This is a genomic window from Ruegeria sp. BB5 (genome assembly GCF_056539405.1).
In genome coordinates, this window is record NZ_JBQFUX010000001.1 from 749,314 (window position 1) to 773,791 (window position 24,478).

The window sequence follows — 24,478 nt, forward strand, 5'->3', positions numbered from 1 at the left end:
ATCGGACCTTTTTCGCCAGAATTCACTAAAATAAGGCCTTTGGATATCCTCAGATGCGACATCCACTTGTTTGAATCAGACGTTAAATGCGACTTACCTCAGGCAGTGCGCCGGAAAACCATTCCAGAAATGCGTCTACCTCGGGTGAGCGGCGTTGGACCGCCAGAAAATACCCTTCGGTTGCGGGGGCCGAGGCTTCGGTGGCACGTTTGACCCGACCGGTGCGCAATGCGTGTTCCGCGACCAAGGCGTTGACCAAAGCCACCCCGTTTCCGGTGGTGGCGAGTTGTAGAGCGAGACCGTAAGAATCCACGTAGAAGGTGGGGATTGGGATTGTGTACCCAGTTGCCTCGGACCAAGACGACCAATTGCCGGATGTGCCGACCGCCTCGATCAACGGCAGGTCCGGCAAGTCGCCGTCCAACTGGGGAGATTTCACCGCGATCAGGTCATTGGGCAACAGTTCGGTTGCGTCCCGACCCACCTGTTTTGCAGATCCGAACCGTATTTCGATGTCCGCGCGAGAGGCCGAGTATTCATCCGGCCAGATCGTGCTGACAAAACGCACGGATGTGTCCGGGTTTCGCGACCGGAATTGCGGCAACGCAGGGGATATCACCCATTCCAGCACGCTGACCGACGCCGCAACGGTAAGGTGACGCGCGCGTTCCTCGGCCAGATACGGTGACGCCGCCGAGTGCAGCATCTCCAGCGCGGCTTCGACCTTCGGCAGCAGCTTTCGGCCCTCGTCGGTCAACGACAGGCCGCGCGCGTGGCGGTGAAACAACACCACACCCAACCGCGTTTCCAGCGATCTGATCTGTTGGCTGACGGCGGATTGCGTCAGGCCGATCTCGTCAGCGGCGGCGGTGGAACTGAGCCGTCGTGCGGCGGCTTCGAACGATCTGAACCACGTGAGCGGGGGCAGGGTTTTGGGCATTTGTAACCTACATATTAGAGTCACTAATACCTAAGACCAAAGTTCTTTCGTTTGTCAAAGCAGCCCCTGGCCGAGGATAGTTTGCCAATCAATCAAAGGGGGCGTTTGTGCAGCCAAATATTCGAAAAATCGTGACCTACGACGAAGAGGTTCTGGTTGAAGGGTTTCGCGAGGCAGACCGACCATGGCGGATGTTCGCGGTGGCGGCTGTGGTCACCAACCCGTGGGCCGGACGTTATGTCGAGGACCTGAGGCCTGAGATTCTGAGCTTTGCCCCTGTTTTAGGTGAGGAACTGACCGGACGAATGATTGCGTTGGCTGGCAGCGGCGATGCAATCGAAGCCTATGGTAAGGCCGCTGTTGTCGGGCTGGACGGAGAGGTCGAGCATGCCTCGGGCCTGATCCACACGCTGCATTTCGGTAATCATTTCCGGCAGGCGGTTGGGGCGAAATCCTACCTGTCTTTCACCAATACCCGAGGGCCAGCCAACGCACCGATCATGGTGCCGCTGATGGACAAGAACGATGCCGGTCGCCGGTCGCATTATCTGACGCTGCAATTCGCCATTCCCGACGCACCGCGCGCTGATGAGGTTGTGATTGTGCTGGGCGGCGCGACGACGGGGCGTCCGCACCATCGGATTGGGGATCGTTATCAGGACTTGAAGGATTTGGGTCATGACGTGGACAACCCGGCCTCGGTCTAAGTTCGATGATCTGGCTGCGATTGACGTGGGCGAGGGGCCTCTGGTCGTGCTGTTGCACGGTGTTGGTCTGCGGGCCGAAGCGTGGGGTGGGCAGATCGAGCCTTTGGTTTCTGCTGGGTATCGCGTGGTTTGCCCGGACATGCTGGGTCACGGGGAAACGGCTTTTGCCGTGCCAAGTGGACTGAATAGCTACGCCGCGCCGATTGCCGCGTTGTTCAACGAGCCTGCGGTGCTGATCGGGCATTCGATGGGTGCGCTGATTGCCACGCAAATAGCGGCCTCGGACAATCGAAATATCAAAGGGGTTGCGGCCCTGAACGCCATTTACAAAAGGTCAGACGCGGCTCGACAAGCGGTCTTGTCGCGGGCTCATGCGCTTGATGCGCAGCAGCCGAACGACGCCTCGGTCACTCTGCGCCGGTGGTTTGCAGAGAGTGCATCAGCGGAACGCGATGCCTGCGCGCGATGGCTGCAAGAGGTCGATCCACGCGCCTATAAGGCGGCCTATACGGTCTTTGCCGAAAGCGACGGCCCGACCGAAGCGCAGTTGGCTGCGGTTACATGTCCGGCCATATTTGTGACCGGCGCGGATGAGCCGAACTCGACCCCCGTTATGTCGCTACAGATGGCCAGCCTTGCACCAAAGGGGCGGGCAGAGATCATCCCCGGTGCAGCACACATGATGCCGATGACCCATGCGGCGCAGGTCAACGCCACGCTGTTGCCCTTTGTTCAGGAGTGCCTGACATGACCACGTTGGACCCACGCGCCCTGCGCGATGCCTTTGGCAGCTTCATGACCGGTGTGACAGTGGTGACCACCCGCGATGAAAATGGCGTGCCGGTTGGATTCACGGCAAACTCGTTTTCCTCGGTGTCTCTAGACCCGCCGCTGCTGCTGGTGTGCCCAGGCAAGTTCCTGTCCAGCTATGAAGTGTTCACCGATTGCCGTCATTTCGCCGTCAACATTCTGGCTGAAGGTCAGCAAGAGGTTTCGAACACTTTTGCAGGGCATAAAGGCGACCGGTTCGCGAAAGTTCCCCATCATAACGGCGAGCATGACTTGCCGCTGATCGACGGAGCGGTGGCGCAATTCTGTTGCGAAACCCATCAGGCCATTCCGGCAGGCGATCATACCATCCTGATGGGCCGTGTGCTTGAATTCTCACACGTTGCAGGCGACGGATTAGGCTATGTGGGCGGATCGTATTTCAGCCTGGGTCTTGAGGCCGAAATGGACGCCAAAGTCCCAACGGTTTGCGGTGCGATTATTACTGCTGGCGACCAAGTGCTTTTGGAACGCCATGGCGCTGCGTTTCGCCCGGTTCAAGTCTCGGGTGCTGAGACTGGTGGTCAACGGAACAGGCTGGCGCAGGGGTTGTCGGAACGCGGTATCCATGCGCGGATCGAACAGGTCTATTCGTCGTTCAATGACGCCGAGACCAAGCTGCAATATACGTTTTTCCTGGCGTCAGCAGATCAGCCCTGCGCATCTACGAATGCCCAGTGGGTACCGGTTGCGAACCTGCCCAACCTGACCTTCGCCACTCAAGGCATTCACCACATGATGACCCGCTTTGCACGCGAGGTTCAGACCGGGGATTTCGCCTTGTATCTGGGCGACGCCGAACGCGGCGACATTCACAGTTTTCGCTAAAGGAGCCGATTGATGGAGTTTTCGCTGTTTGCCCATATGGAACGCCAGACGCCGGATCAGCCGCATGACGTTCTGTATGACGAGTTCGTTAGTCTGGTGAAAATGGCCGATGAGGGCGGGATGCGTGCGGTTTGGACGGGCGAGCATCATGGCATGGAATTCACCATTGCGCCGAATCCGTTCCTGTCTCTGGTCGATCTGGCGCATCATACGAAGAATGTGCGCCTTGGCACGGGTACGGTGGTCGCGCCATTTTGGCATCCGATCAAGCTGGCCGGTGAGGCCGCAGCGGCAGATCAGATCACCAAGGGTCGGATCGAATTGGGAATTGCACGCGGAGCCTATTCCTTTGAATACGAACGTCTGATGCCCGGGATGGACGCTTGGGAAGCCGGCCAAAGGATGCGAGAGTCTACGCCACTATTGCCGCAAATTTGGCGAGGGGACTGCGCGCATGATGGTGAGTTCTATACCTTCCCGGCCACGACTTCGGCCCCGAAACCGTTGCAGGATGGTGGCCCGCCTATATGGATCGCCGCTCGAGACCCGAACAGCCACGAGTTCGGCGTCCATAACGGATTTAACATCCAGGTCACGCCGCTGTGGCAGGGCATGGAGGAGATCGAAACGCTGATGGGCCGCTTCAACGATGCCTGCGACACCTATGCGGGGCCGCGTCCAAAGATCATGTTGCTGCATCACACCTATGTTGGAAAGGATGATGACGACGTGGCGCAGGGCATTCAGGATTTGCGGCGCTACTATAACTATTTCGGTGCGTGGTTCCTGAATAAACGACCAATCCAGCAGGGCTTGATCGAACCGATCACGCAGGCCGAAATGGACGCCAACCCGATGTATACCACCGAAAAGCTGGGCCGTGATCTGACCGTAGGAACCACGCAGCAGGTGATTGACCGGATCAAACGGTACGAGGATCTGGGATATGATGAGTTTTCGTTCTGGGTCGACAGCGGCATGACCAACGAACGTAAACGCGCCTCTCTGGCGCGGTTCATAGACGACGTTATGCCAGCTTTTCAGTGAGGACCACCATGGGAAATCTTCCGCATTTTCAACTGTTCATTGATGGCAAATGGTCCGAAGGGTCAAACGCACAGGTCATGACATCAGAAAACCCAGCGACGGGGCAGGGATGGGCCACGTTCGCTTGTGCCTCGGCCGCGGATGTCGATCGCGCAGTTGCGGCTGCCAAACGCGTTTTGGACGATCCGGCGTGGCGGGATATGACGCAGACTGCGCGAGGCAAGCTGTTATACCGGCTGGCCGATCTGGTGGCCGAACATGCGACTAAGTTGGGTGAACTGGAGACGACCGATAGCGGCAAGCTGCTGGCGGAAACTTCGGCACAAACGGGTTATGTAGCGGACTACTACCGCTATTTCGCAGGTCTGGCGGATAAGGTCGAAGGAACGGTTCTGCCTATTGACAAGCCCGACATGCACGTCTTTACGACCCGCGAACCTATCGGAGTTGTTGCTGCCATCGTGCCATGGAACGCGCAGATGTTCCTGACGGCGACCAAATTGGGTCCGGCATTGGCGGCAGGGTGCTCGGTTATTCTGAAGGCTTCAGAAATTGCGCCTGCGCCAATGCTGGAGTTTGCGCGGTTGATTGAACAGGCCGGGTTTCCACCCGGCGTCGTCTCGGTCATCACAGGTGACGCTGAAAACTGCGCCATTCCGCTGACCCGCCACCCGGATATTGACCGTATTGCCTTTACGGGTGGGCCAGAGACTGCGCGGCATGTGGTGCGCAACTCGGCCGAGAACTTTGCTGTCACCTCGTTGGAACTGGGGGGCAAATCCCCTATTTTGGTGTTTGAAGATGCCGATCTGGATGGCGCGGCCAATGGTCTGATCGCCGGGAACTTTGGCGCCTCGGGGCAGAGTTGCGTAGCAGGAACACGAGGTTTGGTGCATCGATCCATTCTGGAACCGCTGATCGAACGGATTGAGCAAAAGGCCAGCGGCATCCGGCTGGGCGACCCGCTGCAGGCGGAAACGCATGTAGGGCCGCTCTGCACCGCAACACAGGTGCGACGGATCGAGGAAACGCTGGCCAAAGCGCGCGGGCAGGGCGCGACGGTCCGCTTTGGGGGCGAGATCGCGGATCGACCGGGGAACTACATGAAGCCAACACTGGTTCAGTGCGCCTCGGCTGATACAGAAACGCTAAAGGTCGAAATGTTCGGGCCAGTGATGTCTCTGCTGCCGTTTGATACCGAGGATGAAGCGATCGCGCTGGCGAACACCACGCCTTATGGGCTGGGGTCAGGCGTGTTCACGCAGAATCTCGCGCGGGCGCATCGGGTGTCGAAACGGATCAGAGCAGGTATTTGCTGGGTGAATACGTATCGTGCGATCTCACCGATTGCGCCCTTTGGCGGGTTCAACCAATCGGGCTATGGGCGCGAGGCCGGGGTTGAGGCAATATTGGATTACACCAGAACCAAAACAACCTGGATCAACACCGCGCAAGAGCCGATGGCGAACCCGTTCATTATGCGCTAAGCCTGTGCAAAAGCATGGGGAGAGCGTTGATGAAACTGGTAAACCCGAACTTCGCGGCACCAACGGATGCAGATGACCGCAAGGCCATCCAACCGGTCATTTGCTACCCGCCCGAGACGTTGACGCAACCGGACCTGACCGCGTTGGCCAAACTGCGGCAAGGGGCCAGCAAAACGGCCGAGGCTATCGCAGCCCCACGTGATGCGGCCTGTATCGACGTGCCCGCTGGGGCGTTTGTTCGGGTCATGTCTGTTGATGGTCCGCAGGTCGGCGACCTGAACATGTGGAACAAGCACGACCTGTCCGAGCGGTTCTATTCCGGCAAAACCCGCGCTCTGCACGGCACCCATCTGTCGACCGGGGATCGCATGTGGTCGAGCTTTCCCAACATGCGCCCTATGGCGACTGTCGTCGATGATACGCTGGATTGGTACGGGTTCGACGCGTTCGGCGGTTCGGTCCATGACGTAATCGGCACGCGCTGCGATCCCTATACGGGGCGGTTGTTGTCCGGCGACGATTACCATTATTGCTGCCATTCCAACCTGACCCGTGCGCTGGCCAGCCATTGCAACCTGCCGCTGCACGAGGCCGAGATGCTGGTGCATGACGTCCTGAACGTGTTCATGTGTACCGGGTTCACCCGAGACACCGGGCAGTATTTCATGAAGGCAAGCCCGGTGCGCCCCGGCGACTATCTTGAGTTCTACGCCGAGATCGATTTGATCGTCGGTCTTTCGGCCTGTCCCGGAGGGGATTGTTCGTCGGAGCATTCCTCGGACGCTGCCGCCTGCTATCCGCTGGTGATGGAGGTCTATGATCCGGGCGAGGATGCGCGCGCCGCGCATGTGCAACCCGCGCGCTCGGCCTATAACCGCACACACGGAGCTGGTTAAGCGATCAGGCGGCGGCCCAGGCGGTTCAGCATTCGGCTGCACAGATCAAGCTGCTCGATCTCGACATACTCGTCCGCTTTGTGCGCTTGGGTGATCGAGCCCGGCCCGCAGACAATGGCATGTACGCCCAGTTGCTGAAACAGACCGGCCTCGGTGGCGAAAGCGACGACGCCAGTGCCATTGGCGCCGGTCAGTTCGGCCACCAATTCGCGCGCGGCGTTTTCGTCCATGGGTTCAAGCCCTTCGACCTCGGCCACGGCTTCTTGCGTGATGCTCGCGTCGGGGTGGACGGCCTGCATTTCGGGCAACAAGCTGTGCTTGACGTAATCTGATAGGGTGCTTCTGACCAGTTCGGCGTCGCTGGATTGCACCGGGCGCATTTCCCACGCGACCTCGGCTTTTCTGGCGATAACATTATGGGCAACACCGCCCGAGATGCGTCCGACATTGACCGTGGTCCAGGGCGGTTCAAACGGGCTGCCCTTTGGCGCGCGCGATTTCAAGATATGACGCAGCTCCAGTAGTTTGCCGATATAGCGCGCCGCGTATTCAGCCGCATTGACGCCGTCATCAGGGGCCGAACTATGCCCTTCAAGCCCAACGAAACTGGTGGTGTATTCGAAGCAGCCCTTGTGCCCTTCGATCACGCGCATCTCGGTCGGTTCGCCGATGATGGCAATGTCTGGCACTATGCCGCGCTCGGATAGGTCACTGACAAGGTTCTGCGCGCCCAGACAGCCGGTTTCTTCGTCATAGGTAAAGGCGAAATGCAGCGGTTGGGTCAGTTTGCTTACGTCCAAGGTCTCGGCAAAGGCCAACGCGGCGGCGATAAACCCTTTCATGTCACAGGTGCCACGACCGTAGAGTTTGCCGTCCCTTTCGGTCATCTCAAACGGGTTCGTTGTCCAGTCCTGATCGGCCACCGGAACCACATCCGTATGGCCTGACAGCAAAATGCCACCCGCCATTTCCGGCCCGAGCGTGGCAAAGACATTGGCCTTTTTGCCCGTTGCATCCCGCGTTTCGATACAGCGCGCGCCCAAAGCTTCAAGGCGTTCGGTTAAATAGCGGATGATCTCAAGGTTGCTGTCAGCGGACACCGTTTCAAAGGCGATCAGGTCCGCAAGGATTTCCTTGGTTCTTAGCAGGGTCATGGCTTTACGAACAGTTTTCGGGGCCGGTTGCAAAAGCACTCCGCGGCTCCGGTTTCGGTGATCAGGATCGACTCGGTGATCTCAAGCCCCCAGTCGTCCATCCAGAGGCCCGGCATGAAGTGGAAGGTCATGCCGGGTTCCAGAACGGTCTCATCCTCGGGGCGCAATGAGATTGTGCGCTCGCCCCAATCCGGCGGATAGCTGAGGCCAATCGGATAGCCGCACCGCGCACCGCGTTCGATTCCGGCGCGTTCCAAAGGGGCAGCCAGAGCCAACGCAATATCCCGCGCCTGATTGCCCGCGCGGGCAGCGTCCAGCCCGGCCTCTAGCCCTTCGACCAACGCCGCTTCGGCTCGCAGCAGATAATCGGGTAGTTGACCCAGAAAAACTGAGCGGCAGAAAGGCGTGTGGTAGCGGCGGTAACAGCCAGAGAGTTCAAAGAATGTGCATTCGCCGGATTTGAACGGCGCACCATCCCATGTCAGATGCGGGGCGGCAGCATCCGAGCCGGAAGGCAACAGCGGCACGATGGCGGCATAGTCCCCCCAATCCTCGCCCACACCCAGGATCGCATCGTGGTAAATCTGCGCGACCAGTTCGTTCTTACGTAGGCCGGGTTCGATCCGATCAAGCACACCGTCAATAACATGTTCCGAGATCCGCGCGGCCTTGCGCATCAGGGCAATTTCTTCATCCGATTTCACCGCACGTTGCCAATTCACCAGCCCATTCGCGTCGGCCAGTTCGGCCTGCGGCAGTTCGGCCATCAAGGTCAGATGCGCCTTGGCCGAGTAATAGTAGTTGTCCAATTCGACACCGATCCGACCCGCTGACAGTCCACTGTCCCGGATCAAAGCCGCAAGGTCCTGCATCGGGTGGCGGACGGTCGATTGCACATAGTGATCCGCGTATCCGCGAATCCGATCGTCTTTCATCCAGACCGTGCGCCGCGCGCCGTTGGCGTCCTGATTGCGGCCCCACCAAATCGGGTCACGGTCATGCAGAACCAATACGCCCTGATGCACGTAGAATGACCAACCCTCATATCCCGTCAGCCATGTCATATTAGACGGGTCTTCAATGAACAGCGCATCCAGACCAGCTGCTGCCATGGCAGCCCGCGTCTTTGCCAGCCGACGATCATACTCAGATGGGCTGAATGCCGGATTGGCATGGGCCATGGGACGCTCCTGTGGTGACCGAGTTTTGTTGACAGAACTTGACGAATCCGATCACGTCAATGGGCAACTCAGGAAAGACGCTCAATTGAAAATCACATCCAACCCTCATCGCGGCGGCCAGAAACTGATCGAGGCCGCGCCGTACCCTTCGACCAATGTCGCGCGCGCGTCAGAATTGATCGCGCGCTGCCTGTCGGACAAAGAAACGCCTCTGACCGAAGTGAAGGGATTGGCCGATGTCGCACACCTGTGGGCAAAGGATGAACGTGGTCGGATGGATCTGGGGTCGTTCAAAGCCTTGGGTGCGGCCTATGTCATCGCGCGCCATGCGGCGGATATCGCGGAAAACCCGGACGCCTCGACACTGGCGGGTCGGACCTATGTCACCGCCAGCGCAGGCAATCACGGCCTAAGCGTCGCGTCCGGTGCGAGCCGTTTCGGGGCCAATTCTGTCGTCTATATTGCAGACACCGTACCCGAAAGCTTTGCCGAACGCCTGCGCGCGCAGGGTGCTGATGTTGTGCGCGAGGGCGTGGACTATGCCGCCAGCATGGAGGCCGCAAGTAAAGCAGCGCAGGATAACGGATGGATATTGCTGTCGGACAGTTCGTGGGAGGGGTATTACGAACTGCCGCATACTCTGATGGAGGGGTACCTGCAGATGGCCGCCGAAGCTGTGCGCCAATGCCCGCAAGTGCCGACCCATATCATGTTGCAGGCCGGTGTTGGTGGTTTGGCCGGAGCGGCCGCAGCCTATATGAGGACGGCTTGGGGGCAAGAACCTCAGATCATCGTTGTCGAACCCGATGCAGCTCCGGCCTTGCAAGCCAGTATTGAGGCTGGCGCCTGCGTGTTCGCCGATGGTCCGGACAGCGTCATGGGGCGTCTCGATTGCAAGGAACCGTCTCTGATTGCCTTGAACGGATTGGCCAGGGATGCCGACAGTTTCCTGACCCTAACCGATGAGCAGGTGACTGAACATCTTCCCGCAATGGCCGATGCTGGCATCGCTACAACGGCTTCGGGCGGGGCGGGGGTTGCCGCCGTGATGAATGCAGATGCGCGGGCGGGTCTAGGCATCGAACCAAATGCTCGTGTTCTGTGCATTATCTCAGAGATTGCCGAATGAGGGGCTTTGAAGCGTCCGAATTCCAGTCGCGGACCGAGCGTGCGCAACATCGGATGGCGCAAGAGGGGCTGTCGGCGCTGTTGCTGACCACAGAACCCGAGGTTCGCTATTTTACAGGGTATTTGACCCGGTTTTGGGAAAGCCCGACGCGCCCATGGTACCTGATCGTGCCTGCAACTGGCAAACCGATCGCCGTCATCCCATCGATCGGCGCGGCATTGATGGCGACAACCTGGATCGAAGACATTCGCACCTGGAGCGCGCCGGACTTGACCGACGATGGTGTTAGCCTGCTGGCCGACGCTTTGTTCGAAATCTGCCCTGCAGATGCGGTAATCGGTCTGCCGGACGGTCACGAAACCCATGTTCGCATGCCTTTGACCGATCTTAACAGGTTGCAGGAAAGGTTGGGTTCCCGTCGTCTGGTCAGCGACGGAGGTATTCTCCGTGCGTTGCGAATGGTGAAATCCGAGGCAGAGATCGCCAAGATCGAAACCGCCTGCGCAATCGGGGGCAGGGCCTTTCAACGCGTGCCCGAGATCGCCGGAGAAGATGTTGCTTTGGACGAGGTGTTCCGCCGTTTTCAGATGCTGTGCCTTGAGGAAGGCGCGGATTGGGTGCCGTATCTGGCTGGCGGGGCCGAGCAGGGCGGGTATGCCGACGTGATCTCTCCAGCCCGTCCAACCGCATTGGTGTCGGGGGATGTTTTAATGTTGGACACAGGCTTGGTGTGGGACGGGTATTTTTGCGATTACGACCGCAATTGGTCGGTCGGGCAGACGTCGACGCAAGTGCGCGACGCTTATGCCACGTTGATCGAAGCATCAGATGCGGGGTTTGAAGCGGCACGCCCAGGCGCAACTGCAGCTGATCTGTTCCAAGCAATGAACTCGATCTTGTCCCGAAACAGCGAAGACACCGGTGCAGGGAGGTTGGGACATGGCCTTGGCATGTCGTTGACGGAATGGCCTTCTCTGATCCCATCGGATCACACGGTATTGGAACCCGGGATGGTCCTGACTTTAGAGCCAGGCATCGCCGTGGGCGATAAAATACTGGTCCACGAAGAAAATATCGTCATCACGCAAGGCGCACCGCGCTTTATCAGCCCAAGAGTCGGTCCGGAGTTGCCCCAGATATGAGCTATCTTCCCTATACGTTGGATGCGGATGATCCAGCTGCCTCACCAATGGGCCTGATCGTTTTGCAAACGGATGAGACCATTGAGCCCGAGTTCAATGCCTATTTCGCCGATCGAACCTATCCGATCTATGTCTCGCGTATTCCAAGCGGAACTGAAGTTACGACCGATACCTTGGCGCAAATGGAAAAGGCTTTGCCCGCAGCGGCGGATTTGCTGCCGAAAATTCGCCCCTACAAGGTGGTTGGATATGGATGCACATCCGCCAGTTCGGTCATCGGGTCCGAGCAGGTCGAGCGTATGGTACAAGAGACCTGCAATGCCGCTGTGGTCACCAATCCCTTGCGTGCTGCATCGGCCTGCGCGGCGCATTTGGGAGTCTCAAAATTCGCGCTGCTGTCGCCATATATACAAGATGTGAACGAACCATTACGTCGGGCATTCGCCGAAAACGGGGTTTCAATGGATGTTTTCGGCTCGTTCGGAGAGGCTGAAGAATCGAAAGTTGTGCGCATTTCGCGGCGCTCTGTGGTTGATGCAGCGCTCAAGCTTGGTGCTGATTCTTCGGTTGAAGCTATTTTTCTAAGCTGCACAAATCTAAGAACTTTTGATGCGATCCGTGAGATTCAGGAGCGGCTAGGAAAGCCGGTTTTGTCCAGCAATCAAAGCCTTGCGTGGCACATGCGGGAACTGAATTCGCATCATTGAAGGGGTGACCGTATCCAAAATTGTAGTGCTTCAAATATATTTTTGGTTGCACGGCGCGCCCTGCATGTCCTTAAATGTCCCCAATGGTCTTTGAGATCCGGATAAACCGGGCAACCAACAGACCGCACAGGGAGCCAAGTCGGTATATGTCCAATGACGCTGCGTTCGTCGAGTTTCAACGTGTCCAGAAGTCTTATGATGGTGAAATACTCGTTGTAAAAGATCTAAACCTCTCGTTGCCAAAAGGTGAGTTTCTGACAATGTTGGGCCCGTCAGGGTCTGGTAAGACAACTTGCCTGATGATGTTGGCAGGGTTTGAAACCGCCACGCATGGTGAGATCATGTTGGACGGGAAACCGATCAACAATATTCCCCCGCATAAACGTGGCATCGGGATGGTGTTCCAGAACTATGCCCTGTTTCCGCACATGACCGTGGCCGAAAACCTGTCCTTTCCGTTGGAAGTGCGGAAAATGGGCAAGGATCAGCGCGAGGAAAAGGTCAAGCGCGCGCTGGATATGGTTCAGATGGGGGCATTTGGCAGCCGCCGTCCGGCGCAGCTTTCGGGTGGTCAGCAACAGCGTATCGCCTTGGCGCGGGCGCTGGTCTTCGAACCCGAACTGGTGCTGATGGACGAACCGCTGGGCGCGCTGGACAAACAGCTGCGCGAACATATGCAGTTTGAAATCACCCGTCTGGCGCATGAGCTTGGGATCACCACGGTCTATGTGACACACGACCAGACCGAAGCGTTGACGATGTCGGACCGTGTCGCAGTGTTCGACGATGGGCGCATTCAGCAATTGGCCCCACCGGATCTTCTGTACGAAGAACCCGAAAATAGCTTCGTTGCGCAGTTTATTGGCGAAAACAATACGTTGGAAGGCGTTGTTAAATCCATCGACGGCGATTCATGCGTGGTGGCTTTGGACGATGGGTCTGAGATTGACGCCAAACCGGTAAACGTCCACAACCCGGGAGATCGGACCAAGGTTTCCATCCGCCCCGAACGGGTCGAGTTCAACAAAGATCGTCTGCACGCCGATGCGCATACGCTGAAGGCAACGGTCAAAGAATTCATCTATATGGGTGACGTGTTCCGCTTCCGCCTGTCTGTTGCGGGGAACGACGATTTCATCATCAAAACCCGAAACGCGCCGGATGCGGTAAAACTGCAGCCGGGCCAAGAGGTTGAAATCGGCTGGCTGGCCCATGATTGCCGGGCGCTTGACGCCTGAGCAAGGAAATACCCGCGCGCTCTGCCCGGACGCGCGGGATATCAGATGATCAGGCACCCCGTGACCTGATCTGAAAAGCTAAAATTAACGGGAATAACAGGGAGTTAACAATGAAAGTTACCAAAACCACTCTATTGGCGAGTGCGGTTGCCGCAATTGCTGGTGGCGCTATGGCCGAAGAGATGACAATCGTCTCGTGGGGCGGCGCGTATTCCAAATCGCAGTTGAAAGCGTATCACGAACCCTATTCGGAAAAGACTGGTGTCACCATTCTGAATGATGACAGCTCGCCCGAAGGTGTTGCTAAGCTGCGCGCTATGAACGAAGCGGGCAACGTCACGTGGGACGTTGTCGATCTTGAAGCCGCTGACAATATTCGTGCCTGCGACGAAGGTCTGATCATTGAAATCGACCCGGACGTGCATCTGGCGCCTGCGCCCGATGGGACACCTGCGTCTGAGGACTTTGGTGATCAACTTGTCTCACCTTGCTATATTCCGACGATCGTATACTCGACAACCTTCGGCTATCGCACCGATATGGTGCCAGAAGGTGTAGAGCCTCCGACCGGAGCGTGCGATGTATTCGACCTTGAGAAGTATCCAGGCAAACGCGCACTCAACAAACGCCCAATCGCCAATATGGAATGGGCCCTGCTTTGTGATGGCGTAGCTTACGAAGACGTATACGACACGCTTGAAACTGAAGAGGGTGTTGAACGTGCGTTGGCCAAGCTGGACACGATCAAGGATCAGACGATCTGGTGGTCGGCCGCCGCCGAGCCGGTCCAGCTTTTGGCTGATGGCGAGATCTTTATGGGGTCCACCTATAATGGCCGTCTGTTCTCGATGATTGTCGAGCAGAATCAGCCTGTTGGCATGGCTTGGGACTGGCAGATGTTTGATCTGGACGGCTGGGCGATCCCAGCTGGTCTGAGCCCTGAGCGTGAGGCACGGGCCTTGGATTACATCCGGTTCTCGTCCGATACACAGCGTCTGGCGGATCAGGCAAAATACATCTCGTATGGTCCGGCACGTAAGTCCTCGGCGCCTCTGGTCGATAAGCATGCCGATCTGGGTATCGACATGGCACCGCACATGCCGACTGATCCGCGTAACGCGAAGAACACCTTTGTGAACAACTACGAATGGTGGGCTGACTACCGCGATGATCTGGACGCACGTTTCCAGGCTTGGCTGTCGCAGTAACCTTTCAAGTTCAAAAAACCAGTCAGGGGGCGGCACGCTGCCCCTTGACCCATAAAACCAAGGGGCACTGATGACTGACGCAAGCCAAAACGCAGGACCGATGCTGGCCGCGGACGGAACGCCGCTCAAGCAATCTCTGGCACGTTCACTAAGACGGCAAAAGCTGCGCGCTCTGTTATTGATTGCGCCCCTTCTTCTGTTCGTTCTGTTCTCGTTCATAATTCCGATTGCGTCGATGCTGTTCCGTTCGGTGGAAAACGGTATCGTGGAAAAAACGCTGCCTCTGACGGTCGTGGCGTTGGAAAATTGGGATGAAAAAAGCGGCGAACTGCCGGACGAGGCCGTCTATGACGCCTTTGTCAATGACATGATCATTGCGGTTGCTGAAAAGAAACACACCCGGTTGGGATCACGGTTGAACTATGAAGAACCGGGCATCTCGTCCCTGTTCCGTAAATCCGGTCGAAAAATCCGGAAATGGGACCCTGAAGCGGATGCGCCGTTCAAAGAAAAGCTTATTGACGCGGACAAAGGATGGGGGGACGTCGAAAACTGGCGTGTGATCAAGACCCATTCCCGAAACGTGACCCCCGGTTATTTTCTTGCCGCCGTCGATTTAAGGCTGACGCCCGACGGAGTTGCTGCGCAGCCGGAAGACAAGCAGATACTTGTAAAGCTGTTTGGCCGTACGCTGTTCATGTCCCTGATCATTACTGGGTCTTGTATCCTGCTGGCCTATCCGGTTTCCTACCTGTTGGCGAATTTGCCGATGCGTGTTTCGAACATGCTAATGATCCTGGTGCTGTTGCCATTCTGGACATCGCTTCTGGTGCGAACTTCGGCTTGGAAAGTGATGCTGCAACAACAAGGTGTCATTAACGAAACTCTGGTTTGGCTTGGGTTGGTCGCAGATGATGCGCGACTTGTGATCATCAACAACCAGATCGGCACGATCGTCGCGATGACGCATATCCTGCTGCCGTTCATGATTCTGCCGATGTATTCGGTGATGCAGACGATCCCGCCGTCTTATACCCGTGCGGCCAAGTCGATGGGGGCCACCAACTGGACTACCTTCTGGCGGATTTACTTCCCACAATCCATTCCGGGAATTGGGGCCGGTTCGATCCTCGTGTTCATTCTGGCCATTGGCTACTACATCACGCCCGAGATCGTGGGTGGCACCAAGGGTGTCTTCATCTCGAACCGGATTGCGTATCACATCTCGTCCTCGCTGAACTGGGGGCTGGCTGCGGCGTTGGGGACGATCCTGCTGGCGGTCGTCATGCTTCTGTACTGGTGCTACGACAAGATTGTGGGCATCGATAACGTGAAATTGGGATAAATATCATGGCAGCACTTACACCAATATCCCGCAAGCCGTTGTCGATGGTTCTGCCCACAGTCGCCGCCGCCGGAGGTTTCCTCGGCATGTTCGTCGGGGCCGGGCAGGGCAGTGCCCTGCTGGGCATCCTGATAGGCGCCGCGCTGATGGCGGCGCTGGCCTGGGTCTATATCACGGTTCTGGACAATGAACGTGTCGCACGCTGGATCACCATTCTTGGGATGGGGGTGATCGGTTTTCTGTTCGCCGGATTTACGGGGTTGATCGTCGGCTTGCTGGCCGGTTGGTTCTTTGCCTTCTTCATCTTCTGGCTGTACGAGGGGCGCTATCGGCAAAGGCTGCTGCCCTATTTGACAGGCCAGCAGGTGTTTGGACATTACCTGTTTCGGGTTATCTGCGGCGCAATCTTCGTGTTCCTGATCACGCCCATCCTTGTGGTTTTGCCGCTATCGTTCAACGCGCAGGACTTCTTTACCTTCACGCCTGAGATGCTGCGTTTGGACCCCGAAGGCTACTCGCTCAAGCATTACCGTGATTTCTTCACCAACAATGAATGGCAGCGCAGTTTCAAAAACTCGCTGATTATCGCGCCAATCGCGACCGTCATATCGGTTTCACTGGGGACGCTGGCTGCCATTGGTCTCAGCCAGTCGCACGTGCCCGGTCGTCGGGCGATCATGGGTATCCTGATCTCGCCCATGATTGTGCCGCTGATCATTTCGGCCACGGGTATGTTCTTTTTCTACAGCGACATCGGTCGTTTCATGGAGGGAACATTGGGCATGGACAAGAACTTTGTCGGATACATCAAAGTTGTTCTGGCTCATGCGGTTCTGGGTATTCCGTTCGTTATCATTACGGTGACGGCGACGTTGGTCGGGTTTGACCGATCCCTGACGCGGGCCGCGGCGAATATGGGGGCAGGGCCAGTACGGACCTTCTTCAAAATCCAGATGCCGCTGATCTTGCCGGGTGTAATCTCGGGTGGCTTGTTCGCCTTTATCACGTCGTTTGATGAGGTTGTTGTGGTTCTGTTCGTCGGTTCGGCCAGTCAGAAAACGTTGCCCTGGCAGATGTTCACTGGCCTGCGCGAGCAGATCAGCCCGACCATTCTGGCGGTTGCGACCATTCTTGTTGTGATCTCGATTGCGCTGCTGACCACGGTCGAACTGCTGCGGCGTCGGTCTGAACGCTTGCGGGGTCTCAGCCCGGCTTGACGCGACTCGAAAGCTGAATTAGCGATTTCACTATGCACCTCGGTCACGATGGCGTCGTGACGCAACGCGGGGTGCATGGCTCTCGGTTCCCGAGGCCGCTTGTCCTGAACGCCGGGACTTGTGGCCGGGCTTTGCCTGTCCGGCATTGAGGAGAGAGAAGATGAAAGACCTGATCAATCGCCCCGAGTTCTTCACCAGCCACAATGGTGACAAGGCGCCGTTGCCGTTTAGCAAGTCAGAATATGACCGACGCCTAGCCAACCTGCGTGCGACGATGGCGGCACGTGATATCCCGGCGGTGCTGCTGACGTCGATGCACAACATCGCCTACTACTCGGGCTTTTTGTATTGCGCGTTTGGACGCCCGTATGGCTGCGTTGTCACCCAAGAAAGCTGCACCACGGTTTCGGCGAATATCGACGCTGGCCAGCCTTGGCGGCGCTCGGTCGAAGAGAATGTGATCTATACCGATTGGCAACGGAACAACTATTGGCGTGCGGTGGCCAGCCTGATTGGGTCTGCGGGACGGATTGGTATCGAGGGCGATCACATGACACTGGCGATGCGCGATACGGCGTTGGACATGTTGGGCGGGCCGGAGTTATTGGACATCGCGCCGGATACGATGGCCGCGCGCATGGTAAAATCGGCTGAAGAGATCGAACTGATCAAAGGTGGCGCGCGTACGGCTGATGTCGGTGGCGCGGCCATCCATGCCGCGATCCGCGAAGGCGCGACCGAGATTGAGATCGCCATGGCCGGCCGCGACGCGATGGAGGCTGAGATTGCGCGTGCCTATCCGGATGCAGAATATCGCGACACGTGGGTTTGGTTCCAGTCCGGTCTGAATACCGATGGGGCGCATAACCCGGTCACAAAACGGGCGCTGCAAAAGGGCGATATCCTGTCGCTTAACACGTTCCCGATGATCTCGGGCTATTACACTGCGCTGGAACGCACCTTGTTTCTGGGTGAACCCGACGCCGAAAGCCTGCGCATCTGGAAGGCGAATGTCGCTGCGCATGAGTTGGGCCTGAGCCTGATCAAACCCGGCGCGACCTGCTCTGGAATCTGTGAAGAGATCAACCGGTTCTTCGCTGACGAAGGTTTGCTGCAATACCGCTCGTTCGGCTATGGTCATTCCTTCGGCATTCTCAGCCACTATTACGGTCGCGAGGCTGGGCTTGAGCTGCGCGAAGACATCGACACTGTGCTGGAGCCCGGTATGGTCGTATCCATTGAACCGATGCTGTGGATCCCCGAAAACCAGAAAGGCGCAGGCGGGTATCGCGAGCATGACATCCTTGTGGTCGAGGATTCCGGTGCCGAAAACATCACCGGCTTCCCCTATGGCCCCGAACACAACACGATCAGCACCTGATCGGATCAGCAGGAAGGGCGATCTGCCTTTCCTGCCTCACGTTGACGGCAAGGGTCAGCGTGGTCATGCCCTGTTGGGGTTGATTGTCCGGCTCAGCGGTGTGTATCTGACGACAGTGTTTGAAAGGATGCGCCGTGGGACATTACGAACTGCCATCGGGAGCCGCTGCCTATTTTATTAACCTGGATCGGGTGCCCGAGCGGGCCAAGTTCATGGAAGGTCAGTTCGCCGACACAGGATTGCGTGGCGCACAGCGGTTCAGCGCAGTGGACGGTCAGCAACCCGGCGCACTGGATGACAATTGCTACGTTCCCGGCACCGGCACCCGATGGGGGCTGACGCAAAGCGAAATCGCCTGTTTTGAAAGCCACCGCGCCGTTTGGCGGGTTGCTGTGGATCAGAACCTGAGCAAGGTAGCGATTTTTGAGGATGACGTTGAAATGTCGGCTCAGGCCGGGGCCGTCATCGCGGCTTTGCTGGCGGATGATGCGGGTTTTGATCTGATCAAGCTGGATTATTCACCACGTTCCATGCGGTTCGGGCCGCTTGAGACGATTGCAGACGTTCCAGTTCGCCCAATGTTGGAAATGGCCCCCAGTTCTGCTGCCTACATTCTGACGCAAGCGGCTTGTCGCAAACTGCTGTCCTGGTCTGAGGAGTATTCGGACCATCTGGACGACTTTATCTCGCTCCCACGTCCCGACTGGCGCATGTGTCAGTGTTTTCCGGCGGTGGGGGTACAGATGATGTGGTCCAAGCAGCAGGAGCAGACCGCCGAACCCGTCAAGGTTAGCGAGCGGTCGCAGGATCAGAAAACCAACAGCGGGTTGGACAAGGGGCCATTGGGGTTCCGTATACGCCGCGAGCTGCAAGCCGCGCGGCGCAAACTGTATTGGCGCGCTGGCGGGCAGGACAGGTTGTTGGCACAGGGTGGGTTTGCGGGCTTTATTCCCTGCGCCGAAGACCTGAACGTCTAACTTGTTACATAGGCCGCCCAAAGGGCGTTTGTGACCATTGATCTGGTAACCCTCGCATAAGCGTTAACAAAACTGTCAGTTTGATATAAGCTTTCAGTGTTTTTGTGGTTGAAGCTTGGGTGTGCGGTGTGAGTCAGACAATCTATGAAAGATACGGCGGATTCAAAACGATCAGTCGGATCGTTATGACGTTCTATGAAATGGCATTGGACTCCGATCAGATCGGTGGTCATTTCGAAGACATCGACATGCCGCGCCTGATCGATCACCAGACCAAGTTCGTGTCTTCTCTGGTTGGTGGTCCTGCTTCTTTTAGCGATGACAGGATTGAGGCTGTTCATCGACACCTGAATATCTCTCATGCGGATTTTGATGAGATGGCCGAACTATTTGCCGAGGCCCTTTCTATGCACGGTATGGAAGACGGTCACATCAAGATCGCCTTGAACGCCATTGAATCCAAACGCGCAATTATTGTAACCCGTGACGCCGCATGAGTATTTCAGCGATAAACGAACAGTTGCTGCGGGCGATCGGAGTTGGCGTGGCTGTTGTGCGTGCCTCAGACCTGAGTTTTGTGTTTCACAATGGGCCGTTTGCCGAATGGTTTGGGGTTCCGACCGAAGGACAGACCCTGCTGGATTTGCTCCCATCTTTGGATCAGCGTGAATTGGAGGACGTCAAGCAATCGGGGCTTCGCTATACAGTCGAATTGCAGATCAAGCCAAAACGCAGAACGCTGATTTTTGCAACGGCTGTATCGCTTGCGAATGGCTTGTCTGAACAGGTTTTGGTTGTGGAATGCCAGAACATTACCCGCATACGCGAGCTGGAAAGCATGATCGATAGCTACTCGACAATGGTCGAACGCAACACGCGCGAATTGGAGCGTGAGAAAGAGCGTGTCGAGCGGTTGCTGCTGAACCTTATGCCGCGGGCGGTGTACGAAGAGTTCAAGACCTTCGGTGTCGTCACGCCGCAGCTATATGATCAGGTGTCGGTGGTGATGCTGGATTTCGTGGGCTTTACCGATTTCGCCGCCAAGACCGATCCAACCGTCACGTTAAGCGAGTTGAACGACATCTTCACTGCGTTCGACCGTATCGTCGAACAATTCGGATGCGAGCGGATCAAGACCATCGGTGACGCTTATCTGGCGGTGTCTGGTATGCCTGACGCGACACCGGATCATGCCACGGCCGTGGCACATTGCGCCGTTCGCTTCCTACGGTATCTGGAGCGGCGCAATGAAAGCCATCCGCATAAATGGCAGGCCCGGATTGGCCTTGGAATGGGGGCTGCGGTGGGCTCTGTCGTTGGGATACAGAAATACGTCTATGACGTGTTCGGTCCGGCTGTGAACATTGCTTCGCGCCTGCAAGTCTTTGCAAACCCAATGCATATCGTCGCCCCAGAAGAGATGAAATTTGCCTTGATTGACGAATTTCAGGTCGCGGATATCGGGCGCGTGGATATCAAAGGCATGGGGGAAATGGAGTTGATTAACGTCACCTCTGGCCTCAGCGCACCACAGCCGCTGAGCAGGTTCTGATTGTCAGTCGTCCTGCGGCACCAACCCCAAACCCCGCAAATAGATGCCGATGCCGGATTCCAGCAAGTCTTCGGGTGAAAATGGGGAACTGGCGCCAGTGTTGCGGGCGTAAAGTTCAACAACGCCGTGGCTCATGGCCCAGATATGGGCGCTGAACATGGATGCGGGCGGGCGCTTTTCCGGTGGAATGTGTTGCGACAGATCAGCCGCCGCTTTCTCCAGTACTGCTTTGGCACGGTTTGCGGCCAAGGATAGTTCAGGCGTTCGATTGATCGAAATCCCGCTTTCGAACATCGCGATGTAGTGGCCAGGATGTTTGCGGGCAAATGCCAGATAGGCACGGCCTGTCGCCTCGAACGCGGCGAGCGCCGAGGGCTGGCCCTTGTCATAGGCGTATTGCATCAGATCCGAGAACATCTCGAACCCTTGCCGGGCGGCTTCGGCGATCAGGTCTTCGCGCCCGTGGAAATGCCGGTAAACCGCAGCGGGGGTGACGCCGGCGGTTTTCGCCGCTTCGGACAGGGTAAAGCCGGTCGGACCTTTTTCTTCGATCAGAGACAGGGCAGCCTCGATCAAAGCCTGTTTCAGGTTCCCGTGGTGATACCCGCGTTTTGTCATTCCTGCTTCAGGTGCCCTTTTTCAAGTTATAGAATTCATGACATAATTCGCGAAAAGACATTCGTCCACCACCTGTCACGCATCCCAAATCTCTGGCCCGCCACAGATATCGGGGTCATTCGCGCCTATGGCGTCTTCGTCCTTTTCGTCATAGTCCAGCGCGTGCAGAACCGTACGAATGGCCGCCAGCCGCGCGCGTTTCTTGTCGTCGGATCGCACGATGGTCCAGGGGCAGTGTTCCGTGTGGCTGCGCGTCAGGGTTTCTTCGATCGACTGGCTGTATTCATCCCATTTGTTCAGACCCGCGATATCAATCGGGCTGAGTTTCCACTGCTTCAGTGGGTCAGTTTCACGCGCCAAAAAACGGTTGAGCTGTTCTGCTTGTCCGACATTTAGCCAGAATTTAAATAGTTTGATCCCGTCATTCACCAAACCGGTTTCCAACGGCAGGACCTGTCGGAAAAACCGTTCACGTTCTTCTGCTGTGCAAAAGCCAAAGACGTTTTCAACAACACCGCGGTTATACCAGCTGCGGTCAAAGAACACGATCTCACCAGCGGCAGGCAGATGTGCGATATATCGTTGAAAATACCACTGACTGCGCTCAGTGTCCGAGGGTTTGCTTAGCGCAACATTGCGTGCGCCGCGTGGGTTCAGGTTCTCGCGGAACCGCTTGATCGTGCCCCCTTTACCTGCCGCATCCCGACCTTCGAAAATAAGCAAAATGCGATGGTCAGTTTCCTTGAGCCAGGACTGCATCTTGACCAACTCAATCTGCAGCTTTTCCATCTGTTTTTCGTATTCCTTACGCTTCATTCGTTCGTCGTAAGGGTAGGTGGGGTTCAGGATGTCGCCTTTTTCGGACTTTTCGATGGCCGAACGCACCTCTTTCGGGGCGTCATTCTTAAAGTACTTTTCGATGGAGCCTTTTTCGGAACGGGCCATGTGTTACCTCGCCATAAAATCCATATCCTACTATGGATTAGCGGCGGGCCTAACGCAAACCCGCACGTTGCGCTGCACGGTCGATGGCAGCAGCAACTTCGGGTGCAGCAACGACCTGTGGCATGTGCCCGATTCCAGGCAGTTCAATCAGTTCCGCGCCGGGGATTTGTTTGATCAGTCGATGAGAATGCCAGCCCAGCCCAACGGTATCATCGGCTGTGCCATGGACGATCTCGGTCGGCACGTCGATCTCGCCGTATCGCGGTTGTAGGGCGCGGACTTCTTCCAGCAAATTGGCGCGCTGCTTGGCATTTGCATGCATCGAAGCCCGACGCATGGTCAGCCCGGGGCCGAAATGGTCGGCATATCCTTCGGGTGTGGTTTGCGGTTCGAACACCTTGTCCAAAGCTTTTTCAACGTACCATTCGGGCACAAAGGCAGTGATCAGGGGCAGGGCGGTGACATTGCCGGTGGGCGTTGCCGCCAGTGTGTTGAACCCGTCCAGAGGTGTCTCCCACGGGATGGCGGCAGCTGCGATCAGGACCAGCCCCGAGATATTGCCCGGCCGCGTAACAGCCCAAGCAAGTGAGACGGATCCGCCATAGCTTTGCCCTGCGACGATGGGCTTTTCCGCACCTAGTTGCGCGGCAGCCTTTTGCAGGATTTCCGCTTGCTCCTCAATGGTCTCACCGTCCGGATTGAAGCTGGCGCTATACCCCAGACCCGGTCGGTCAAACACAATCACACGGTAGTTTTCCGCCAGGATAGGAGCCAGGGCAAAGGTCATGTCGCGCGTGTTGCCGCTGGACCCATGGATCAGCACAACATCCGGGCCTTCACCCATCACCACCGCATGCACTGGGATGCCATTGACTTCGACGATTTGACCTTCGGGGGGAAAGGCGGCTTCGGCACGGGCTTCATTCCGACCAGCGCGCCAGAGTGCGAGGGCCCACAGCAAGACCAGCAAAGTCAAAGCTATGAGGCCGACGCGCATCACCGGATCAGGCCCTCAGATCGGTCTGATCGACACCGATCCGATTGATATCATAGGGCGTTGTCCCATAAATCTCGCTGATCCAGTTGCCATAGAGCAAATGCGCATGGCTGCGCCATCTGTTCTGTGGTGTCTGGCTTGGATCGTCGTCCGGATAGTAATTCATGGGCACGTTGATCGGCGTGCCGTTGGCAACATCGCGGTCGTATTCTTGTTTCAACGTATCGCTGTCATATTCGAAATGGTTGAAGATATAGATGGCACGATGGTTCCGATCTTCGACCAGACAGGGACCGACATCGTCGCTGCCCAGCAGAGTTACCAAACCGTTAGCGGCGTCAATCTCAATTTGTTTCATTTCCGTCCAGCGGCTGACCGGAATCACGCAATCATCCGAGAATCCGCGCAGGAACGGCGAGGCCGGATTAAGGTTCGCATGCCGGAAACAACCAAACGCCTTAGCGTCCAACATATGTTTCTTGACGCCATGGAAGTGATTGATCATCGCCATTCCACCCCAGCACACACCAAAGGTAGAATGCACATTGGTCTGCGTCCATTCGAACACTTCGCGCATTTCGTCCCAATAGGTGACGTTGTCGAATTCCAAATGCTCAATCGGGGCACCGGTGATGATCAGCCCGTCAAATTTCTCGTCCTTCACCTCCTGAAAAGGGCGATAGAATTCGGCCATATGCTCGGCCGCGGTGTTCTTGGTGCGGTGTTCCGTCATCCGGATCAGCGACAAATCGATCTGCAACGGAGTCGCCCCGATCAGGCGGGCAAACTGATTTTCAGTCTGAATCTTCTTGGGCATCAGATTCAGTAACCCGATCCGCAGGGGGCGAATGTCTTGACGCATTGCCTGATCCTCGGCCATGACCGATACGCCCTCTTGGGTGAGAACTTCAAATGCGGGCAGGTCAGAGGGGATCTTGATCGGCATCAGGTACA

Annotated in this window: 24 protein-coding genes; 17 read left to right on the plus strand and 7 right to left on the minus strand. The window is 57.0% G+C overall.

The genetic code is table 11. The features are described from left to right. Positions 1-82: 82 nt before the first annotated feature. Positions 83-940: a LysR family transcriptional regulator gene (locus ACR0DL_RS03675; RefSeq protein WP_170375037.1), complete on the minus strand. Its 858-nt coding sequence runs from the start codon at positions 938-940 to the stop codon at positions 83-85. A 107-nt stretch (positions 941-1,047) separates the two neighbouring features. Between ACR0DL_RS03675 and ACR0DL_RS03680 the strand changes: the two genes are divergently transcribed. From ACR0DL_RS03680 to ACR0DL_RS03705, 6 genes are read left to right on the plus strand one after another with little or no spacing between them, the layout of a single operon-like run. Continuing rightward, positions 1,048-1,647, plus strand: coding sequence for an amino acid synthesis family protein (locus tag ACR0DL_RS03680; RefSeq protein WP_170532920.1), 600 nt, complete (start codon positions 1,048-1,050; stop codon positions 1,645-1,647). Then, entirely contained in the window at positions 1,619-2,398 is a 780-nt protein-coding gene (locus ACR0DL_RS03685; RefSeq protein WP_480687639.1) for an alpha/beta fold hydrolase, read from the plus strand. Before ACR0DL_RS03680 ends, ACR0DL_RS03685 begins: the two co-directional genes overlap by 29 nt. Then, the gene (locus ACR0DL_RS03690; RefSeq protein WP_170375044.1) at positions 2,395-3,303 is read left to right on the plus strand and encodes a flavin reductase family protein; all 909 of its coding nucleotides are present in this window, start codon (positions 2,395-2,397) and stop codon (positions 3,301-3,303) included. The genes ACR0DL_RS03685 and ACR0DL_RS03690 overlap by 4 nt, the downstream gene beginning before the upstream one ends. 12 nt (positions 3,304-3,315) lie before the next feature. Continuing rightward, entirely contained in the window at positions 3,316-4,350 is a 1,035-nt protein-coding gene (locus ACR0DL_RS03695) for an LLM class flavin-dependent oxidoreductase (protein WP_480687641.1), read from the plus strand. A gap of 8 nt (positions 4,351-4,358) precedes the next feature. After that, positions 4,359-5,837: an aldehyde dehydrogenase gene (locus ACR0DL_RS03700; RefSeq protein WP_425080741.1), complete on the plus strand. Its 1,479-nt coding sequence runs from the start codon at positions 4,359-4,361 to the stop codon at positions 5,835-5,837. 29 nt (positions 5,838-5,866) lie between these two features. Beyond that, a complete protein-coding gene (locus ACR0DL_RS03705; RefSeq protein ID WP_480687643.1) occupies positions 5,867-6,733 on the plus strand; it encodes an urea carboxylase-associated family protein in 867 nt (288 codons plus the stop codon). Here ACR0DL_RS03705 and argE read toward each other — a convergent pair. Both argE and ACR0DL_RS03715 read right to left on the minus strand, forming a co-directional pair. Continuing rightward, a complete protein-coding gene (argE, locus tag ACR0DL_RS03710; RefSeq protein ID WP_480687645.1) occupies positions 6,730-7,887 on the minus strand; it encodes an acetylornithine deacetylase in 1,158 nt (385 codons plus the stop codon). The genes ACR0DL_RS03705 and argE overlap by 4 nt on opposite strands. After that, positions 7,884-9,068 (minus strand): M24 family metallopeptidase, encoded by a 1,185-nt coding sequence (locus ACR0DL_RS03715; RefSeq protein ID WP_480687647.1) that lies wholly within the window; start codon positions 9,066-9,068, stop codon positions 7,884-7,886. The genes argE and ACR0DL_RS03715 overlap by 4 nt, the downstream gene beginning before the upstream one ends. Positions 9,069-9,153: 85 nt before the next feature. Here ACR0DL_RS03715 and ACR0DL_RS03720 point away from each other — a divergent pair, with 85 nt between their 5' ends. The 11 genes from ACR0DL_RS03720 (at position 9,154) to ACR0DL_RS03770 (ending at position 20,964) form a co-directional block, all read left to right on the plus strand. Then, positions 9,154-10,197 carry a pyridoxal-phosphate dependent enzyme gene (locus ACR0DL_RS03720; protein ID WP_170358175.1) on the plus strand — a complete coding sequence of 348 codons (1,044 nt, stop codon included), beginning with the start codon at positions 9,154-9,156 and terminating at the stop codon, positions 10,195-10,197. After that, on the plus strand, positions 10,194-11,339 hold the full coding sequence (locus tag ACR0DL_RS03725; protein WP_480687649.1) for a M24 family metallopeptidase: 1,146 nt from the start codon (positions 10,194-10,196) through the stop codon (positions 11,337-11,339). The genes ACR0DL_RS03720 and ACR0DL_RS03725 overlap by 4 nt, the downstream gene beginning before the upstream one ends. Beyond that, complete coding sequence (locus ACR0DL_RS03730; protein WP_170348509.1) at positions 11,336-12,046, plus strand: maleate cis-trans isomerase family protein; 711 nt, start codon at positions 11,336-11,338, stop codon at positions 12,044-12,046. Before ACR0DL_RS03725 ends, ACR0DL_RS03730 begins: the two co-directional genes overlap by 4 nt. A 146-nt stretch (positions 12,047-12,192) precedes the next feature. Continuing rightward, positions 12,193-13,284, plus strand: coding sequence for an ABC transporter ATP-binding protein (locus ACR0DL_RS03735; protein WP_170348510.1), 1,092 nt, complete (start codon positions 12,193-12,195; stop codon positions 13,282-13,284). A gap of 110 nt (positions 13,285-13,394) precedes the next feature. Then, positions 13,395-14,492 carry an ABC transporter substrate-binding protein gene (locus ACR0DL_RS03740; RefSeq protein WP_170348511.1) on the plus strand — a complete coding sequence of 366 codons (1,098 nt, stop codon included), beginning with the start codon at positions 13,395-13,397 and terminating at the stop codon, positions 14,490-14,492. 70 nt (positions 14,493-14,562) lie between these two features. After that, positions 14,563-15,837, plus strand: coding sequence for an ABC transporter permease (locus ACR0DL_RS03745; RefSeq protein ID WP_170358182.1), 1,275 nt, complete (start codon positions 14,563-14,565; stop codon positions 15,835-15,837). Between the two features lie 5 nt (positions 15,838-15,842). Further along, positions 15,843-17,054 carry an ABC transporter permease gene (locus ACR0DL_RS03750; protein WP_170348513.1) on the plus strand — a complete coding sequence of 404 codons (1,212 nt, stop codon included), beginning with the start codon at positions 15,843-15,845 and terminating at the stop codon, positions 17,052-17,054. Positions 17,055-17,214: 160 nt separating this feature from the next. After that, positions 17,215-18,435 (plus strand): aminopeptidase P family protein, encoded by a 1,221-nt coding sequence (locus ACR0DL_RS03755; protein ID WP_480687651.1) that lies wholly within the window; start codon positions 17,215-17,217, stop codon positions 18,433-18,435. Positions 18,436-18,569: 134 nt separating this feature from the next. Further along, a complete protein-coding gene (locus ACR0DL_RS03760; protein ID WP_425080736.1) occupies positions 18,570-19,412 on the plus strand; it encodes a glycosyltransferase family 25 protein in 843 nt (280 codons plus the stop codon). 128 nt (positions 19,413-19,540) lie between these two features. After that, positions 19,541-19,909, plus strand: coding sequence for a group I truncated hemoglobin (locus tag ACR0DL_RS03765; RefSeq protein ID WP_170348516.1), 369 nt, complete (start codon positions 19,541-19,543; stop codon positions 19,907-19,909). Then, positions 19,906-20,964, plus strand: coding sequence for an adenylate/guanylate cyclase domain-containing protein (locus tag ACR0DL_RS03770; RefSeq protein ID WP_170348517.1), 1,059 nt, complete (start codon positions 19,906-19,908; stop codon positions 20,962-20,964). Before ACR0DL_RS03765 ends, ACR0DL_RS03770 begins: the two co-directional genes overlap by 4 nt. 3 nt (positions 20,965-20,967) lie before the next feature. On the opposite strand, the gene ACR0DL_RS03775 is transcribed toward ACR0DL_RS03770, so the two are convergent. The 4 genes from ACR0DL_RS03775 to metA all read right to left on the minus strand — a co-directional run bounded on the left by ACR0DL_RS03775 (position 20,968) and on the right by metA (position 24,470). Continuing rightward, positions 20,968-21,582 (minus strand): TetR/AcrR family transcriptional regulator, encoded by a 615-nt coding sequence (locus ACR0DL_RS03775; RefSeq protein WP_170348518.1) that lies wholly within the window; start codon positions 21,580-21,582, stop codon positions 20,968-20,970. A gap of 75 nt (positions 21,583-21,657) precedes the next feature. Beyond that, positions 21,658-22,527 (minus strand): polyphosphate kinase 2, encoded by an 870-nt coding sequence (gene ppk2, locus ACR0DL_RS03780; RefSeq protein ID WP_480687653.1) that lies wholly within the window; start codon positions 22,525-22,527, stop codon positions 21,658-21,660. A 49-nt stretch (positions 22,528-22,576) separates the two neighbouring features. Continuing rightward, a complete protein-coding gene (locus tag ACR0DL_RS03785; RefSeq protein ID WP_170358194.1) occupies positions 22,577-23,524 on the minus strand; it encodes an alpha/beta fold hydrolase in 948 nt (315 codons plus the stop codon). A gap of 7 nt (positions 23,525-23,531) precedes the next feature. Continuing rightward, the gene (gene metA, locus ACR0DL_RS03790) at positions 23,532-24,470 is read right to left on the minus strand and encodes a homoserine O-acetyltransferase MetA (protein ID WP_480687655.1); all 939 of its coding nucleotides are present in this window, start codon (positions 24,468-24,470) and stop codon (positions 23,532-23,534) included. Positions 24,471-24,478: the final 8 nt, after the last annotated feature.